The sequence below is a fragment of the Pantoea sp. SORGH_AS_0659 genome, assembly GCF_031453915.1.
Classification (GTDB): domain Bacteria; phylum Pseudomonadota; class Gammaproteobacteria; order Enterobacterales; family Enterobacteriaceae; genus Pantoea; species Pantoea leporis.
Genome location: NZ_JAVJAK010000001.1, coordinates 2,466,109 through 2,483,589, shown reverse-complemented (window position 1 = coordinate 2,483,589; position 17,481 = coordinate 2,466,109). Strand labels below are relative to the sequence as shown.

Here is a 17,481-nt window from a genome sequence, read left to right as displayed (position 1 = left end):
GAACATGCAGGATTTTTTACAGCAGACCTTGTCTGGTGAGCCGCCACAGCAAAGAGAGGGCAGCAACGATCATCTCAGTTGGCAATGGCACAACGAGGGACTGATGTCCCTCACGCCGCATACGCCCACACAGCAGGCGCTGGTGCTCTCTGCGGGCATTCACGGCAATGAAACCGCGCCGGTTGAGATTCTCAATCTGTTGCTGACGCCACTGTTAAAAGGCGAGAAGCCGCTGGCAGTGCGCTTACTGGTGATTTTGGGTAATCCCGCCGCGTTGCGCAGCGGCAAGCGCTACCAGCAACATGATATCAACCGCCTGTTTGGTGGACGCTGGCAGCAGGTGGCCGATGTACCCGAAGCGCAGCGCGTGCTGCAGCTTGAGCAGGAGCTGGAGAGTTTCTGGCGCGCCTGTCTCGATCATGAAGTGCGCTGGCACCTCGATCTGCATACCGCGATTCGCGGCTCGTATCATGCGCGTTTTGGCGTGATGCCGCTGAATCCCAATCCGTGGCCCGAGGCGTTTATGCACTGGCTGGCGGCGGCAGAAATGGAGGCGCTGGTGTTCCATCGTTCACCGGGCGGCACCTTCACCCATTACAGCTGCGAGCACCATAATGCGGCGAGCTGCACGCTGGAGCTGGGCAAGGCTTTGCCGTTTGGTGAGAACGATTTAAGTCAGTTTGCCGGCGTGCAGCGGGCGCTGGCGGCGTTGCTGTATGGCGATGCCTTACCGGAGGTGCGTGAACAGCCACGCCATTATCGCGTGGCGCAACAGCTGACCCGGCACGGCGATAAGTTTGTGTTGCACATGGGGCCGGAGACGCTGAACTTCACCGCTTTCCCGCAGGGCACGCTGCTGGCGGAGGAGGGTGACCGGCGTTACTACGTGCAGCAGGCGCGCGAGTATGTGCTGTTTCCCAATCCGAATGTCGCGCCAGGATTGCGCGCGGGGCTGATGCTGGTGGAGGAGAATGAACAGACGCAGGCGCTGGCGTTGTGATTTTCCCTCACCCTAACCCTCTCCCGCAGGCGGAGAGGGAACCGAACTAGCGAATATTTGGATTGAGTGACATGTGGCAGCGTTTCCCTCTCCCTGTGGGAGAGGGCCAGGATGAGGGCATCAACGCGCCGACATTTCCCTTCCTGAAAACCGACAATACCGTTACACTCCTCCTTGATTCCTGCGTTTTTCCCTTGATTGTCATAAACTTTTTCAATTCCTCACGCATTTCTTCTCTTTCTCTCCATGATTGCCTGATCTCTGTCTTTTATGCTTTCAGGGCTTTACTCAGCCTCTGAGTAGTTGACGTTCAGCGTCGTATGCTTGTTTCCGAAGACGCGACACAGGCTGTCGTCATTAAACTGATAAGTAAGGACAATATTATGCGTAAATTAACTTCTGTGTTCCTGGCTACCGCAATGGCTTTTGGTGCTGCAAATATCGTCCATGCAGCGGCAGACAACCTGACTCCGCCGCCAGCAGGCAGCGAAAAACCGATGCATAAGCCGCCGATGCGCCACCACGGTATGGAGATGATGTTTAAAGGTCTGAACCTGACCGATGCGCAGAAAGCGCAGATCAAAACGATTCTGCGTGATGGACATAAAGAGATGAAACGCCCGTCGCTGGAAGAGCGTCGTGCCGACCATGCCATCATCGCTTCCGATACCTTTGACCGTGCGAAAGCCGAAGCGCAGGCTGAGAAGATGACGGCGAATGCCAAAGATCGTGCGCTGCAGATGATGGAAACCCAGAACAAGATCTACAACGTGCTGACACCAGAGCAGAAGAAACAGTACAACGCGAACTTTGAGAAGCGCTTAACCGAGAAAGGCCCGCACGATGGCAAAACGCCACCACCGCCGGCTGATGCTGAATAAGTTCCTTCACTAACGGAATAGAGACCGCCGGGGTTGTCCATCGCATCTGATGCTTTGGGCAACCTCGGCGGTTTTGTTTTTACAGCTCGATCAGCGGGAACACGCCAGAAAGCAGCGGGCGGCAGAGAATTTTATAGCCGTCATGATCGAAGCCGTGCGAGGCGCGCTGCAGCTGGCGCGCTTCGGCCTCGCTGCTGACCGATCCCAGCCAGAACCAGTGATCGATCACATGGATTTGCGTAATGTTTGTCCCCGTTTCCACCATGCCAACCGGGCCTTGCCACGGCCAGCATTGAATGCGCATCTGCTCTAATGCCGCATGCAGGCGCTGCTGATGCTCAGCAACCGACTCGTTACCACAGCAGGCACCGGCGCAGCGTTTTAGTGCAGCGCGAAAACAGCCGCGTCCCGGACGCAACGACTCCAGCCCAAGCAAGCCGTGGCACAAGCGCTGCTCATCGGCGATGGCTTTTAGCTTCTCCAGCGCGGCAAAGCGACTGCGAAACAGGCCATAAAGATTGGGCGAGCGGGAGAAGTCGAGATCCTTTGCATACACCACCTGCGGCGCACCGTCGCCCAGCTGCAGCGAACAGAGCTGGCGGTTCTTACGCAGGCGCTTATTAAACAGCGGCTGTTGCGTTTTGATCATCTGCGCTTCCAGCAGCTGAGCGCCGACATCGCCAGCGGTGGGGATCCAGGTGACGCGCCGCGCCTGACGCAGCATTTTGGCTTCATCCGGCGCCCGGAAATGCGCCATCACCCGACTGCGCAGGTTGACGCTTTTGCCGATATACAGCGGCAGATTTTCGCTTTCACCGTGAAAGGTATAGACGCCCGGCTGGTTGGGTAAACCTTCCAGCCACTGACGTAGATGTTCGGGATATTGATAGATGGCTGCCGCATCGAAATCGAGGCGGTGGCTGGCTGCACGTCTGACCAAAGCACACTCCAATTACTGGTTGTCCATCCAGTGTATCAAACTGTGCTTTTTCTCGCCAGTCAGCGGCGATGAGAAAGTTTCCCGCCCGGACGGCGGGAAACGCCATGCACTTACTTCTTCCAGAAGTCGTCGAACACGGTGATCGGTGGACGACGTTTGTGCTCAGTTTTCAGATACCAGCCTTCGATGGTTTTTGCTGCGCCGGCATCGATGGTCTTGCCTTCCAGATAGGCATCGATTTGCTGATAAGTCACGCCGAGCGCCACTTCATCCTGCAAGCCAGGACGATCATCTTCCAAATCGGCAGTAGGATGCTTGAGATAGAGGTGTTCCGGGCAGCCCAGCGTTTTCAGCAGCTGTTTGCCCTGGCCTTTATGCAGGCGGAAGATCGGGTTGATGTCGCTGCCGCCGTCACCGTACTTGGTGAAGAATCCGGTGATCGCCTCTGCCGCATGGTCAGTACCGACCACCACGCCTTTGGTCATGCTGGCGATGCTATACTGCGCTTTCATGCGCTCACGCGCTTTTTCATTGCCGCGCACGAAATCCGATACCGTAATACCCGCATCTTTCAACGCACGTTCGCTGGCCAGGATCGCTTCTTTGATGTTCACCACCAGCGTGCGATCGGGTTGGATAAATGCCAGCGCATCCTGACAATCCTGCTCATCGGCCTGCACGCCATACGGCAAACGCACGGCAATAAAGGTGTAATCGTTATCGCCGCTCTCTTCACGCAGTTCGCGAATCGCGGTTTGCGACAAAATGCCGGTCAGTGTCGAATCCTGGCCGCCGCTGATGCCGAGTACCAGCGTTTTCAAAAAGGGATGGGCTTTCAGGTAAGACTTCAGAAAATCAACGCTGACGCGGATCTCCTGCTGCGGGTCGATAACCGGTTTTACACCAAGGGCTTCAATGATTTCCTGTTGCAGTGACATGAACCTCTCCTCAAGTCAGTAGCCTGACGGCACAATGCGAATCATCTGCTAAAGCTAACGCCTCTCCCCACAAACAACAAGCCGCACGGCTGGTTGTTCAGGTTATTTGCTGGCAAATCAGACGTTTTTTGCCTTCTGCACCAGCAGATTGAACGACACAATCGCCAGCATAAAGCAGCCAAAGATGGTGCCGGTCATGCTCGCGACCGAGGTGCCGCCCAGCCCGGTAATGGGTACGCTGATGGCACCAAAGGTGAACATGCCGACGCCAATCACCGCCGAGGCGCTGCCCGCGCGCTGGCCCTGGCTCTGCATCGCCAGCGAAGAAGCGGTGGTGGCGATCACGCCATTACTGGCGATGGTGAAGAACAGCGCGACCAGCAGAACTGGCAGCGCTGCGCCGGTAAGTCCCGCCAGCAGCAAGCAGCTCGACGCAACAAACGCCAGCGTCAGGCCACCCTTCAGTACGCGATATTCTCCCCACAGCGGACAGAGGCGTGCACTGGTTTGTGATGCAATAATCAGGCCGAAGCCGTTGGCAGCGAAGCAGAAGCTAAAGGCTTGCGGCGTCAGGCCATACAGCTGTTGCAGTACAAACGGCGAGGCGCCGATATAGGCAAACATGCCGGACATCATAAAACCTTGCGTCAGGCAGAAGCCCATAAACTGCCGATGCGTGACGACCTGGCCGAGCGCCGCCCAGGCGGAAAAGATCGAGCCCTGACTGCGGCGCGCTGGTGGTAAAGTTTCGTGCAATTTCCAGCGGGCAAGGAAGATCAGCAGGACGGCAATGCAGCCGAGCACCACGAAAATGCCGCGCCAGTTAAGCACCGTCATCAAGGCGCCGCCCAGCACCGGCGCACCAATCGGCGCTAAACCGTTGACCAGCATCAGCAGTGCAAAGAAACGCGTCAGCTCATGGCCGCTGTACATATCTCGGGCAATGGCACGCGACAGCACCGCGCCGCCGGCGCCTGCCAAACCTTGAAACAGACGCGCCACCAGCAGCGAGTGGATGTCTTTTGCCAGCGCACAGCCAATCGAGGCAATAAACAGCAGCACCAGCGATAACAGCAGCGGACGGAGGCGACCAAACTTGTCGCTCATTGGCCCAAACAGCAATTGACCCGCACCTAAACCCAGCAAGCCAGCGGTGAGGCTCAGCTGCGCCGTGGCGGTTTCGGTGTGCAGATCGCGCGCCAGCTCCGGCAGCGCCGGCAGGTAAAGGTCGATACAAAGTGGCCCGAGCGCAGCGAGCAGGCCCAGCGTGATGGCATAAACCAGCCGATGAGAAGATGCAGGTGTCATTAATCCTCTGTCTTTATTCATTGCTATAGGTATTTTTTCGCGGGTGATTATACGAACCGTAGCGCATCAACACAGCATTTTTACCAAATCCTAACGCTTCGGAATTTAGCTAAATTATCCCATAAAGTTGATAAATCTGGATTTATGTTCCAGGCTAATTTCACACGGACAAAAAAACGAGGAACAACAACATGAATAAAGTGATGGGATGTATCGCTGCCGCTATGACGCTGGCAGCCCTGTCTGGTTGTACGACTTATGACAAAGCCGAAAGCTACGTAACCAAGCCGGTAGTGAAGGATGTTAAGAAAGGCATGACGCGCGATCAGGTTCGCCAGATTGCCGGCCCAGCGTCTACTGAAATCACCATGGTTCACGCCCGCGGTACTTGCCAGACTTACGTGATTGGCGAGCGCGACGGCAAACCGCAGACCTACTTCGTGAGCTATAACGATACCGGTCGCGTCATGAACTACGGTTTCCAGAGCTGTAAAGACTACGATACCGATCCGCAAGCGGCTCAGTAATCGCAGCAGAATAAGGTAATCGCAGCAGAATAAGAAACGGCCCGTCATTGACGGGCCGTTTTTCGTTGTGGCGCTCATAAACCGTAAGGACGCGGCACTTCGATATACTCGCCGCCGATCTCGCGCTGGTAGTAATGACCTTCCTGCACGTAATAACGCTTGCCGTTGAAATCCAGCACGCGCATACCACCGCCCGGTGGGGCTTCAGGCGGCTGCACCACCACATAGGTGTCGCCCTGACGCTGATAGTAGTTACCGTTCAACATGTAATAGGTCAGACCGCCCAGCAACACGGCGGTTGCCGCTTCGGGTAGGAAACGCAGCGGGCCGGGACCGGCCCAACGTGGACCTCCACCCCAATGCGGGCCTGGGCCGGGGCCCCAACCGCCGGGATGGGCAAAACTGATGGCTGGTGTTAATAAGGTTAACGCCAGCACCGAGGCGATAACTTTTTTCATCGGTGATTCTCCTGCTGTGATTAACAGCAGAATTGGCTTTACTGAGCGAAAACTCAAGCGAAAAGCGGCTGATTTTTCCTCTGTTTACCATGCTTAACGCTTTCCTGACGCTAGCGCCATGATTGGGTTGAATTGGGGAGGAAAGCGGGGAAGGTCGTCATAAACGGCGACCTTACGGGGCATATCGCAGGCATAAAAAAACGGCAGACCTTGCGATCTGCCATTGTTGCAACTCATCAATTTAGCGGTGTGCCAGTTCGGCGTGTTCGTCGCTCTCCAGCACTTTCTTGTCGGTCAATCCGAGCCAGCGGCTGGTGAGTGAACCGGCGGTCATTGAACCATTAACGTTGAGCGCGGTACGCCCCATATCGATCAGCGGTTCGATGGAGATCAGCAGCGCAACCAGCGTGACCGGCAGGCCCATCGCCGGCAGCACGATCAGCGCGGCGAAGGTGGCGCCGCCGCCGACGCCAGCCACACCGGCAGAACTCAGCGTCACGATACCTACCAGCGTTGCAATCCACATTGGATCAAACGGGTTGATGCCCACGGTTGGCGCAACCATCACCGCCAGCATGGTGGGATAGAGACCGGCACAGCCGTTCTGGCCGATGGTGGCACCGAATGACGCCGAGAAGCTGGCGATCGATTCTGGCACGCCCAGGCGACGCGTTTGAGTCTCCACGTTCAGTGGAATACTGGCGGCGCTGGAACGGCTGGTGAAGGCGAAGGTGATCACCGGCCATACTTTACGGAAGAAGCGCATTGGGTTGATGCCGTTAACCGACAGCAGCAGCGCGTGTACGGCAAACATGATCGCCAGACCGAGATAAGAGGCCACCACGAAGCCACCCAGCTTGATGATGTCCTGCAGGTTGGAACCGGCTACTACTTTGGTCATCAGCGCCAGCACACCGTACGGCGTCAGCTTCATGATCAAACGCACCAGCTTCATGACCCAGGATTGCAGGGTATCGATCGCTACCAGCACGCGCTCGCCTTTTACCTTGTCATCTTTCAGCAGTTGCAGCGCCGCCACACCGAGGAAGGCGGCGAAAATCACTACGCTGATGATCGAGGTGGGATTGGCGCCCGCCAGATCGGCAAACGGGTTTTTCGGAATGAAGGAGAGCAGCAGCTGCGGCGTGCTGAGATCAGCCACTTTGCCCACGTAGTTGCTCTGAATCGCGCTCAGACGCGCGGTTTCCTGCGCACCTTGCACCAGACCTTCAGCGCTCAGGCCAAACAGGCCGGTCACCAGCACGCCGACCAGCGCGGAAATCGCGGTGGTAAACAGCAGTACGCCAATGGTCAGCACGCTGATTTTACCCAGCGATGAGGCATTGTGCAGACGTGCGACCGCGCTCAGGATCGAGGCGAACACCAGCGGCATCACGATCATCTGCAACAATTGCACGTAGCCGTTACCGACGATATTGAACCAGCCAATCGACGCTTTCACGGTTGGACTGTTTTCGCCATAGATGGTTTGCAGCGCCAGGCCAAAGGCCACACCGAAAACCAAACCGGTCAGCACGCGTTTGGACAGGCTCCAGCTTTGGTTGCCAATCCGATTCAGCAGAATCAGGAGTGCGATAAACGCCACGATATTAATAATGAGGGGAAAATCCATGCTCTACTCCAGAGTGTGACGTGCCATCCTGAGATGGCACGAAAAACAGTAAGTCCCCGTTAGGGAATATTTGGAATGTTATCAGTTCAGCGTGGGGCGGGCTTATACCCAAAAAGAATGCTTTATACGATATTGTTATATTGTTTTATATGGAGTTTTCATAAAAATTATGAGGTTAGAGGGATTAGGTTAGCTATGGTTTACTATGAGTTGACACATTGTGCCGCCAATTCGTCGCCATTTTTTACCTCAAGCCCTGCACCAAAAAAGGGATTTTTACTAATTGCATCTTCAAGATGATTGGGTGAAAAGTGAGCATAAATCATAGTCATATTTATGTTTGAATGGCCAAGTATGTCTCTCAGAACGAGTATATTGCCGCCGTTCATCATAAAGTGACTCGCAAACGTGTGCCTTAAAACGTGCGTATTTTGGGATTTTGGCAGATCTATGCCAGCCATCGCTATCACGTTCTTAAAGTCGTTATATACATCGCTGAACAGATCCCCCTGTTTCTTAGGCAAGCTGCCATAAAGGGATTCTGATATTGGTACAGACCTGTTTTTTCCGCTTTTAGTGTTGTTAAATGTTATCTTGTATGGGATTACTTGCGATGACCTAAGCTTTGCAGCTTCATTCCAGCGGCAGCCAGTACTCAAACAAATCCTGACAACAGTGGTGAGGTCGTCTTTTCCGTAACTCTCGCAAGCGTCCATTAAGTTCTTTATTTCTTCGATACGAAGGAAATACAACTCACCTTGTTTAACTTTGAATGATTCAACATCTTCTAAAGGGTTTGGATATTTTAGGTATTTCAACTTTCGTAATTTGCTAAATACACCGTGAAGCCTAATACATTCAATGTTAACGGTCGAGGCTTTTACTGTACGCATAAAGCGCTTTTTACTTTTTAAGTAAAGTGTACCGCTGAGTCTTTTTTTTCGAAATTCGGCAATGTCTCCACTTGTAAGATTTGCTGCTATTGGATCGTCCAATGCTGCGCAAACAAGTTTTAATCTTCTCAAAGTCTGATCAGAATCGGCAAGGGTTACGCCGTGTACTGAATGCCACAATTCAATGATCTCACTAAGTCTGCGATTATCGTCCTTCTCAGCTAGCCAAGGCTTACTTTTGAATTCTTCCATTGTGTGTCTTTCAAAAGCTACAGCTTCGCCTTTAGTTGAGAACTGGCGGCGCACGCGCTTACCTGTGCGTCCACTGGGGTAGCACTCGCATATCCATTTTCCGGTATCCAATTTTCTGATAGCCACAGCTTTACCTAAATATTATTCACTGTCATTGCTACACGGCCAATTGGTTTGATGTCATCAAGCCCACACTCAAAAGAAACCTGATCATCACTAACCTTTAATTTTTTATTAGGAATCTTCGATATTTTTTTCAAGCTACAAGTGCCATCAATTTCAACTAACCAAAGACCATCAGTAATATCGCTGAAAGATGTTTCTAAGATATAACGTCCATTACCATCAATTAATTGAATGGGTTGCTTTAAGTCTCTTTTTAAAAAAGATAAGTCGAACATGTTATATCCGGCTTGATGAATAACACCATCGATGATCTTAATGTTGTTAATACTAATAACATCAGATTCTTTAGCATCAAACATAGGGCCATTACCCGTCATTAGCCAAGCAAGTGAGGCTTTTGTTTCAGCCGCGCAGACAATTACCCAATCATAGGGGAAAGTGTCACGCATCCATCTATTACCAATCCCGCCTTTTGACACGCCCATGTGGTCAGCTAATTGCTGACGAGTGCCGTATCCATATGCGGACATTATACGTTCAATAGCCTCGCGCCCACCTTCAGTAGGTTTAAGCTCTATCCCATGTGCGAATGTTTTAGTTGACATATCCCAGCTGTGATCCTATCTTCTGCGTATCCCAGCTGCGAACTGGGTGATACTAAATGTTAGCTCATGGTAACCCAACAGGAGACTATGCCTTATGGCTGCTTCAATTTCAATTTATATCCCTAAAGCAAAAGTGACACCTAAAGAATTCAGTGAGTTACAGGGTGTTAAGGTACGTACTGTCTATTCATGGTGTGAAAAAGGCATTCTCTCTAAAGATAAGAAAGACCATAAAAACGGACGTACATCAATTCATTACCTGAAGTTCATCGAGCGCCAGACCCGCCAAGCATTAGGTCACAACCGCTTTCAGATTATTGTGGGTCGTGAACCTTTTTGATCCCACTCGCGAACCACACCCGATAAGTTATCAATTAGGACTGCGCGAAACATGTACGATTATAAGGTTTCTGCACGCAACTATCTGGATGATGCCTGCCGTCAGTTTTCATTGGCACATAACATCACCAATCTGGCCAAAACCGTTGGAATGCAACCGGCCACGCTTCGAAACAAGCTTAACCCTGACCAGCCGCATCAACTTACGCTGCTAGAACTGCTGGCTATAGTCGATCACACAGAAGACCCGACCATTCTAGACGGATTTCTACGTCAACTAAGTTGCCAGCCATCTGTTCCGGTCAACAATGCTAAGCCGGAAAACATGCAGTTTTGCGCATTAACCGCAGTGGCAAATGTAGGGGTTATTGCAGGAGAAGCGGTTTCAACGGAGAAGATGACCGTAGCACGCCGCAATCAGATTCTGGATAAGGCAAGTGATGCAATACGCAGCCTGTCTCTTCTCGTCTACTCCGTTGAAAGTCGTTTCCAAACCATGCCGGTATTAGCAGCTGCAGTTGATGTTGTCAGCACTGCAATGCCTGGCATCGTCGCGTGAGGTAAACAATGTTCGTATTCGTAAATTTCCTTAAACGGCAATCCCCAACGCCTCAATTGGCGTCTTATGGACATGGCACGATCGCGCTGCCAGATGGCCGCCGCTGGAATCCGGGCTTAACTCCTAAAAACCAAGGAGGAAAAAGTGAAAGAAAATGATGAGCGCTGGCTGGCTGTGCTTCGCCAGATGGTATCTGGCCATCACTCTCAGGCGCACCAAATCTGGGAACGTCTCAGCGAACATCAGCGCGCAATTATCTTGCACGCTGCTGGCCTTAAAGCGCGCCACTGCCGTTATTCGTGGGAACAGTTTTCAGACCGCGAATTGCATCAGATTAAGCGTGGTTTACCGCACGCCGGAGCAGGCGGCGCTGAATGCAAAGAACGGCAGCGGCATCAGCAACAGCCTGCATACGCAGCGGCTGGCGGTGGATTTTAACCTCTTCGTTAACGGCCAATACAAAACTCGCACCGAGGATTATCAGGCGCTGGGTGAATACTGGGAGTCACTGGGCGGCAGCTGGGGCGGGCGCTTCAAAAAGAACCCGGACGGCAATCACTTCAGCCTGGAGCATAACGGGGTGCGCTGATGGCCAGACAGATTCTGTTTGCGATTGCCGGTCTGGCGCTGGCGTTCTGGGCAGGCTGGACGGGTGCAAACTGGCAGCGCGACAGCGTGGAACTGGTGGCTGAACGCGCCGCCGGGCTGGCCGCCGATAAGGCGCGCAGTCAGTTGCAGGGCGTGGCCAGCGAATCGGCCAGAGCGCTTGAGGTAAAACTGGAGGAGTTAAAAGGTGCGATCCCCGACGGATTACGCACTGAAGTGGTTAAGCCTGTTTTTACTAACGTGTGCGTGTCTGATGACTTTGTCCGCATGTACAACGAAGCCAGCGAAAAAGCAGAGCGTACCCTTTCAGGAAAATCTAAAAACTAAATGCCCGGTTAATCTTCCACGATTACAGGGAAATGACGGCAGAGCAGCAGCGGAATTATTAACGACGTGGGTTGAACTTTATTCAGCCTGTGCGGCTCGCCACAATCTGATTGTTGATGAAATTATATTAAGAGAGAAAAAGAACCATGAGTGAAAAGTTAATTGAAATGAAAATTGCGGGTAAAGACGTTTCTTTTTCCCCGAACGTCACCGCCTATAACAAATATATCAACGAAATCACGATGGGAAATAAAGTTTCCCCGGCGCATAACTTTCTGGTGCGCATCGTAACGCCGGAAACAAAGGAAGCGCTGACAGAGCTGCTGGAGCGTCCCGGCGCGGCATTACAGATTGTGGGTAAGGTTCTGGATGAATATACGCCGGAACTGGAAATCACCGTAAAAAACTAACCGATCGGGTTCGTAATATCGATTCAAACGGACTCGAACAGTATTCAATTTTACGCCGTCGCTGGCTTCCCGGGGAGGAAGACAGTTTAGACAGCCTTTCCGCCGCGTTGTGGCTTGATAACCGTTACTGGGAAAACCAGCGCGTTGCCGTCGCCAACGGCATCGCGCTGGCACTTAAGGGAAGCGAATGAGGCAGCTGGAATTTACGTTAGCGCTGATCGACAAAGTGACGCGCGGCCGCTGCGACAGGCGCAGGCAGGCGTGACGGAGTTTGCGGATAAATCCCGCGCCTCATTTCAGCGCGTTGCAGTAGGTGGCGCGGCGCTGTGGGGCGTCGGGCAGGCAATTAAGGGCGCATTAGGCCCGGCGATTGAAATGTACGACGCGCTTCAGGAGCAGTCAGCGCGCGGCATTGACAGTTCAGCGCTAAAGCAGGTGGAGAAGGACGCGAACACCTTCGCCATGACCTACGGCAAAAGCGCGGTGGAGTTCGTTCAGTCAACGTCCAGCATTAACGCGGCCATTGGCGGACTCACCGGCACCGAGCTGCCCAAAGTCACGCAGGTGGCCAACCTGATGGCGGCGGCGGTGGGCAGTTCGGCGGCGGAGTCGGCGGAGTTTCTGGGCCAGATGTTTGGCAACTTCAGGGAAGAAGCGGACAGGCTGGGCAAGGTGCAGTTTGCCGAACAGCTGGCCGACAAAATGGCGTTTATGCGCCAGCGCTTCGGCGTGGAAATGGGGCTGGTTAAAGACCTGATGGAAGGCGCGCGCGGCGTCGGCACAAACTATGGCGTCGGGCTGAATGAGCAGCTGGCCGTGATGGGTGAGCTACAGCGCACGCTGGGTTCAGAGGCATCCGGCGCGTATGAAGGCTTTCTGACCGGAGCCGAAGACGGTGCCAAAAAGCTGGGGCTGAGCTTTAAAAATTCGGCTGGCCAGATGCTGTCTATGCCGGAGATCCTGACCAAACTCCAGGCCAAATATGGCGACAGTATCGCCGGAAACGTGGAGGCGCAGAAGGCGCTTGATGACGCGTTCGGCGACAGTTCGGCGGTGGTCAAACAGCTGTGGGGCAACGTCGGCACGCTACAGCGCAACATTACCGAGCTGGGCGGGAGCGACGGGCTTAAGCGCACGCAGGAAATGGCCGCGAAGATGGTGAAGCCGTGGGACAGGTTCATTGAAATCCTGACGGCCATCCGGCGCGTGATCGGGATGACGCTTATCCCGGTGCTGTATCCGCTGCTGAACCGCCTGGCGGATATGGGGCAGACGTTTGCCCGCTGGATGCAGATGTTCCCGAACATCGCGCGCGTGGTGGGTTATGTTGCACTGGCGGTGCTGAGTTTTGCCGGAGCCGGTGCGCTGGCCAATATCGTGATGGGCGTGGGCGGCTTCGTGATGGTCGGGCTGACGGCCATCTGGCGCGGTCTGCTGCTGGTGACAAAGCTGTACACCGGGGCGCTGTGGCTGGCGCAAAAAGCCACGCTGGCATATGCCACTGTCATGCGCACGCTGCGCGGCGTCCTGCTGGCGGTACGCATAGCGGCCATGCTGACCGGGACGGCCATTAACTTTATGAGCTGGCCCATCCTGCTGATCGTCGGCGCGATTGCGCTACTGGGTGCTGGTTGCTACCTGCTGATTTCTCACTGGGACGCGGTGAAAGCGGCGGTAATGGATACCGCAGCCTTTCAGGTGGTGACGGCGGCGATTGAATACATGGCTGGGGTGTTTGGCCAGGCGTGGGCGTCCATCAAAGACGGCTGGAATAGTTTTGTCGCGCTGCTGTCCGGTTTTTCCGTTACGGCGACGTTAGGCGGCATGGCGTCCGGGATTATGAAACTGTTTGCAAACCTTTGGGACAGCATTAAATCCACGGCGCTGAGTTCGCTGAACTGGATTATTTCAAAGCTTAATAAAATTCCCGGCATTGATATTGCCGAGCTGGGCGCACCCGTGCCGACGCCCCCGGTAATGGAAAATAACTTATCTACTGGCGGACAGCTTAAAGGTATTGATTCCGGCGGCGTGAGTAAAACCATCAACAGCAACAGCCGCGCCGTTACGGATAACAGCCGCCGGATTGATAAGGTGGAAATTAATATGGCGAACGGAATGACGCCGCAGCAATTAACCGAGTGGCAGGAGCTTGCCGGATGAGTGAATTACTTTATATCGACCTGCTTATTGAGAATGGCGACTTTGTTTTAAATACGGGTAATGAACCCGTGACGTGTAATAACCGCAAAAGTATTCAGCAGGATATTGCGCACGCCATTCTTGAATCCGGCCTGCTGACCGAAATGATCGCAGAGAGAAGCCCGACATTGCGCGCCGATATTCTGACGCGTCTTGAGCTGCTGATTGAGGACGATGAGCGGATTATCCCCGGCACCATTGAGCTGACCGAGGAAACGCTTTCCCGCCTCTGGGTGACGGCCAGCACGTATGAGTTCGGCGCTATTTCTTACGGAGTGGATATATGACGGAAAAGCCGCAGGTTGATTTTACGGAGGTGGTGAAGGCCAGCGGGATGCCGGTGACGGATGCGGAGCTGCGCGCGAAGTTCACCGCGATTGCAACTGAAGAGGGGCTTATCACCAACACATCCCGCATGTCGCCATTCTGGCGGCTGGTCACGGCCATTATTACCGCGCCGGTGCTGTGGCTGGTCGATGTGCTGGTGAACACCGTGCTGGCCAATATGTTTGTGGCCACCGCCAGCGGCAAGCTGCTGCGCCTGCTGGCATGGGCGGTGAACGTGACCGCCAAACCGGCGAGCCGTGCGGAGGGCGTGATCCGGTTCTGGAAAGAAAGCGCCGGTGCTGAGGTGGTGGTGACGGCAGGCACGCGGGTTCTGACCGAGCGCATCAACGGCGTGGTTTACGAGCTGGTCACGACGGGTGATTTTACGATTGAGTCAGGCGTGGGCAGCGCACTGGTGCCGGTCAGGGCAACACAGGCCGGGGCCGCGTACAACCTTGCGCCGGGGTATTTCCGCATCCTGCCGGTGGCCGTGTCCGGTATCACGCACGTTGAAAGCGAAGAAGACTGGCTAACGGTGTCCATGCAGATTCAGGACAAAGACCAGTCCGGACAGACCAGCGCTACGACGAAGGCAGAGCAGGGCGTAAAGGGCAAGGAACTGCGCATTTCAGGCGAAATCAGCTTCAGCAATGCCGCTTTGCTTAAACGAATTTTTGAACTCGCTTCGGCAGCGGATGCCAGCGGAGTGCGCCAGAGATACCGCGTTGCGCATGAGGTCGCGCGTGCCGTGAGCTTTCGTGAAGCGACTTTTACCGGCAACGTCGATGCGCCGCAGCAGGAAGGAAAAATGGCATGGCTGGTGACGTTCACGCTCACCGAGCACGTCAGCGTGCAGGAAAAGCGGGAAGCGCGGGCCAGCGGAAAAACCACGGCCACCAAGCAGACCGGCGGCGCAACGGCTGGCGGTGGAAACGCAGCAGGCGAAAGCGAAGAGAAAATGACGTGGTTTGAGCGCAGAGTGCTTAAGCCGGTCAACGATGCACTGGAATAACGATGAAACCATTAACCCGACTCTATCTCTCAACCGATGAGGTACATCTGGCCGATGCCAGTCTGGTGCTGGAGCTTAACAGCTGTGGCCGGGGCTTTATTACCGCGCAGACCCAGACCGATTACACCGGCAAAATGGTGCGCATCGACGTGGGCTACCCCTCGCTGGTTCTGCGCTGGTTTACCGGCTACGTTGAGCGTTCGCAGCCAGCGGAGAGCGGCTTTCAGCGCCTGTTTGTGCGTGAGGTGTGCGGCGTGTTTGATCGCAACTGGCCGTGCTCTTTTCAGCATCCCACGCTGCGCCAGATTGCCGCCTGGCTGGAAGAAAACAGCGGACTTACTTTCAGCGTGCCGAATGCCGCTTACAGCGATAAGCCGATCCCACACTTTACGCACAGCGGCACCGGCTTCCAGCTGCTGGGCAATCTGGGCAAAGCCTTCGGTATTAACGATTACGTCTGGTATCAGCTGCCGGACGGCGGCGTATACGTCGGCGGGGCGGAAAAATCGCTGTTTGCTGGCAAGCCGGTAGACGTTCCGGCGGAGTTCAGCCAGGGCGCGGCGGGCGGCAATTCGATGATTGTGCCGCTTATCCAGACCGTGCGGCCCGGCGTTGAGCTGAACGGCCAGCGGGTGACGAAAGTGCAGCTGAATAACGACACCATGACGATCACCTGGATGCCGCGCAACCGAGTCACCGGGCAGGCTTTGCAGAAAACGCCCATCCAGCGTCAGATTGAAAGTCAGTATCCGGAGCTGGCCAGCGGGCTGCATCTGCCTAAGTTTGCCCGTGTGGTTGCGCCCAGTGAAGCAGTGAAAAGCGGTAACTTTGCCGACCCGTTCAGGCCGCGCTATGCCGTTGATCTCCAGCTTCTTGATGCAGACGGTAAGCCGGACGGCACTACGCCGGTTTATCCTGCCGTACCGCTGCCCGTCCCGATGGCCGGTAATGACTCCGGCATGTTCCAGTTTCCGCCTGAAGGCACGCTGGTTGAAGTCGGATTTAACGGTGGGCGTCCCGATAAGCCGTTTGTGCGTCAGACCATGCCGGACGGCACCAGCCTGCCGGACGTGAAGCCGGGCGAGCAGCTACAGCAGCAGCGCGAAGAGGTATCACAGCGCGTCACGCAATCGGGTGACTGGGAGCGTAAAACCGATCAAGTTATCCGTGAAACCTCTATGGTGCGCGAGGTGAAGGCCGACAGTGAAACGCGGGAGCTGGTCAGCCGCGAAACGACGGTGAAGGCCGCCGATAAAACTACCGTGATTGGCACTGTCACGCTGCTGGCCGGTGCTATACAGCAGGTTACAACGGGAAGTTACACCACCGGAGTTAAGGGCGATCATCTGATTACAGTGGGCGGTAACGCTGAATCTGACATCACAGGTAAAGCCGCGATCACCGTAGGAAAGGAACTGGTTGAGAAGATTGGCCAGCTAAGGCAAAGCGTTGCCGGTACGCGTCAGGAGATTATCGCGCCGGTGGTCTGGATTGGTTCAGAGCAAATCAACGTGGCGCAGCTGATGCTGGACACCGTTGCACTGGTGCAGCAGCTTGCGACACAACTTGCCAGCCATACGCACCCGTCTACCGGGCAACCAACCAATAGCACCGCAATCGGACAAAGTGCTACGCAGGCCACGGCGCTGGCCGCGAAATACTCACCCGTCATTGGTTAATCACCATCACTTTTTAGCCCGCTAACTAAGCGGGTTTTTTTATGCCTGTCACCAGACCGCACAGAACGCCTTCAGAGCGCCGCAAAGATGCAACCATTCGACGTATTACCTTCAATCAGATCGCATGCACAGCGTTGCGCTGGCGCAGCCACAGCCCGACAAAATAAACGTCTCACCGACAAAAACGGCGCTACACCGCACCCGCCTGCGAGTTTTGCATCATAAAAATTTTTCAGTTTTATTTTTCTGCAAACCGATGCGCCAGAGCGCGTCGCTGCTGGCTTTCTGCCGGAGTTAGGCAACTGAAAACAATGAAAAGAATTTCAGTGCTTTTCAGTTACCCGGATCTCAAATGGATCTTGGTTAAATGTTATGTATTTGAAATTAATATGAATTAAGTGTTTTGTGTCAGTTTGCGGATCACGTGTGGATCTATGGTGGAAACGCTACAAAACGACG

General features: G+C 54.4%; 19 protein-coding genes and 3 pseudogenes. 15 read left to right on the top strand and 7 right to left on the bottom strand.

Features of this window, described 5'->3' with window-relative positions; genetic code table 11:
• Nucleotides 1-4 precede the first annotated feature (4 nt).
• Both astE and spy read left to right on the top strand, forming a co-directional pair.
• On the top strand, nucleotides 5-1,000 hold the full coding sequence (astE, locus tag Q3H59_RS11600) for a succinylglutamate desuccinylase (RefSeq protein ID WP_101764588.1): 996 nt from the start codon (nucleotides 5-7) through the stop codon (nucleotides 998-1,000).
• A gap of 383 nt (nucleotides 1,001-1,383) precedes the next feature.
• A complete protein-coding gene (spy, locus tag Q3H59_RS11595; RefSeq protein WP_137385657.1) occupies nucleotides 1,384-1,881 on the top strand; it encodes an ATP-independent periplasmic protein-refolding chaperone Spy in 498 nt (165 codons plus the stop codon).
• Nucleotides 1,882-1,960: 79 nt separating this feature from the next.
• On the opposite strand, the gene cho is transcribed toward spy, so the two are convergent.
• The 3 genes from cho to Q3H59_RS11580 form a co-directional block, all read right to left on the bottom strand.
• Nucleotides 1,961-2,821 carry an excinuclease Cho gene (cho, locus tag Q3H59_RS11590; protein ID WP_101764586.1) on the bottom strand — a complete coding sequence of 287 codons (861 nt, stop codon included), beginning with the start codon at nucleotides 2,819-2,821 and terminating at the stop codon, nucleotides 1,961-1,963.
• A 110-nt stretch (nucleotides 2,822-2,931) separates the two neighbouring features.
• Nucleotides 2,932-3,759: an ammonia-dependent NAD(+) synthetase gene (gene nadE, locus Q3H59_RS11585; protein ID WP_309834925.1), complete on the bottom strand. Its 828-nt coding sequence runs from the start codon at nucleotides 3,757-3,759 to the stop codon at nucleotides 2,932-2,934.
• Between the two features lie 117 nt (nucleotides 3,760-3,876).
• Nucleotides 3,877-5,067, bottom strand: coding sequence for a multidrug effflux MFS transporter (locus Q3H59_RS11580; protein WP_309834923.1), 1,191 nt, complete (start codon nucleotides 5,065-5,067; stop codon nucleotides 3,877-3,879).
• A gap of 191 nt (nucleotides 5,068-5,258) precedes the next feature.
• On the opposite strand from Q3H59_RS11580, the gene osmE reads away from it, so the two are divergent.
• Complete coding sequence (gene osmE / locus Q3H59_RS11575) at nucleotides 5,259-5,594, top strand: osmotically-inducible lipoprotein OsmE (protein WP_007892614.1); 336 nt, start codon at nucleotides 5,259-5,261, stop codon at nucleotides 5,592-5,594.
• A gap of 74 nt (nucleotides 5,595-5,668) precedes the next feature.
• Here osmE and Q3H59_RS11570 read toward each other — a convergent pair whose 3' ends face one another.
• The 4 genes from Q3H59_RS11570 to Q3H59_RS11555 form a co-directional block, all read right to left on the bottom strand.
• Nucleotides 5,669-6,052, bottom strand: coding sequence for a DUF6515 family protein (locus Q3H59_RS11570; protein ID WP_309834921.1), 384 nt, complete (start codon nucleotides 6,050-6,052; stop codon nucleotides 5,669-5,671).
• A gap of 241 nt (nucleotides 6,053-6,293) precedes the next feature.
• Nucleotides 6,294-7,685, bottom strand: a complete 1,392-nt coding sequence (locus Q3H59_RS11565; protein ID WP_008102914.1) for an L-cystine transporter — start codon at nucleotides 7,683-7,685, stop codon at nucleotides 6,294-6,296.
• A gap of 203 nt (nucleotides 7,686-7,888) precedes the next feature.
• On the bottom strand, nucleotides 7,889-8,956 hold the full coding sequence (locus Q3H59_RS11560; RefSeq protein WP_309834918.1) for a tyrosine-type recombinase/integrase: 1,068 nt from the start codon (nucleotides 8,954-8,956) through the stop codon (nucleotides 7,889-7,891).
• Between the two features lie 8 nt (nucleotides 8,957-8,964).
• The gene (locus Q3H59_RS11555; protein ID WP_309834916.1) at nucleotides 8,965-9,561 is read right to left on the bottom strand and encodes a phage repressor protein CI; all 597 of its coding nucleotides are present in this window, start codon (nucleotides 9,559-9,561) and stop codon (nucleotides 8,965-8,967) included.
• 94 nt (nucleotides 9,562-9,655) lie between these two features.
• Between Q3H59_RS11555 and Q3H59_RS11550 the strand changes: the two genes are divergently transcribed.
• From Q3H59_RS11550 to Q3H59_RS11505, 12 genes and pseudogenes are all read left to right on the top strand, one after another.
• Entirely contained in the window at nucleotides 9,656-9,901 is a 246-nt protein-coding gene (locus tag Q3H59_RS11550) for a Rha family transcriptional regulator (protein ID WP_309834914.1), read from the top strand.
• A 51-nt stretch (nucleotides 9,902-9,952) separates the two neighbouring features.
• Nucleotides 9,953-10,459, top strand: coding sequence for a phage regulatory CII family protein (locus Q3H59_RS11545; protein WP_309834913.1), 507 nt, complete (start codon nucleotides 9,953-9,955; stop codon nucleotides 10,457-10,459).
• A gap of 8 nt (nucleotides 10,460-10,467) precedes the next feature.
• Nucleotides 10,468-10,617 (top strand): phage filamentation protein Fil family protein, encoded by a 150-nt coding sequence (locus Q3H59_RS11540; RefSeq protein WP_309834911.1) that lies wholly within the window; start codon nucleotides 10,468-10,470, stop codon nucleotides 10,615-10,617.
• Nucleotides 10,618-10,805: 188 nt separating this feature from the next.
• Nucleotides 10,806-11,048 (top strand): annotated as a pseudogene (locus Q3H59_RS11535) (M15 family metallopeptidase); the annotation flags it as partial.
• Nucleotides 11,048-11,392 carry a hypothetical protein gene (locus Q3H59_RS11530; protein ID WP_309834910.1) on the top strand — a complete coding sequence of 115 codons (345 nt, stop codon included), beginning with the start codon at nucleotides 11,048-11,050 and terminating at the stop codon, nucleotides 11,390-11,392. The pseudogene Q3H59_RS11535 and the gene Q3H59_RS11530, both read left to right, overlap by 1 nt.
• 146 nt (nucleotides 11,393-11,538) lie before the next feature.
• Entirely contained in the window at nucleotides 11,539-11,802 is a 264-nt protein-coding gene (locus Q3H59_RS11525; protein WP_192412147.1) for a putative phage tail assembly chaperone, read from the top strand.
• Entirely contained in the window at nucleotides 11,766-11,993 is a 228-nt protein-coding gene (locus Q3H59_RS24710; protein ID WP_405042219.1) for a DUF6890 family protein, read from the top strand. Before Q3H59_RS11525 ends, Q3H59_RS24710 begins: the two co-directional genes overlap by 37 nt.
• Nucleotides 11,990-13,965: pseudogene (locus tag Q3H59_RS11520) on the top strand (phage tail tape measure protein). Before Q3H59_RS24710 ends, Q3H59_RS11520 begins: the two are co-directional and overlap by 4 nt.
• The gene (locus Q3H59_RS11515; RefSeq protein ID WP_192412145.1) at nucleotides 13,962-14,291 is read left to right on the top strand and encodes a DUF2590 family protein; all 330 of its coding nucleotides are present in this window, start codon (nucleotides 13,962-13,964) and stop codon (nucleotides 14,289-14,291) included. Before Q3H59_RS11520 ends, Q3H59_RS11515 begins: the two are co-directional and overlap by 4 nt.
• Nucleotides 14,288-14,848 (top strand): annotated as a pseudogene (locus tag Q3H59_RS24705) (baseplate J/gp47 family protein); the annotation flags it as partial. The gene Q3H59_RS11515 and the pseudogene Q3H59_RS24705, both read left to right, overlap by 4 nt.
• 24 nt (nucleotides 14,849-14,872) lie before the next feature.
• Entirely contained in the window at nucleotides 14,873-15,343 is a 471-nt protein-coding gene (locus tag Q3H59_RS24700; RefSeq protein WP_405042217.1) for a hypothetical protein, read from the top strand.
• Between the two features lie 2 nt (nucleotides 15,344-15,345).
• Nucleotides 15,346-17,022, top strand: a complete 1,677-nt coding sequence (locus Q3H59_RS11505; protein ID WP_309834904.1) for a hypothetical protein — start codon at nucleotides 15,346-15,348, stop codon at nucleotides 17,020-17,022.
• Nucleotides 17,023-17,481: the final 459 nt, after the last annotated feature.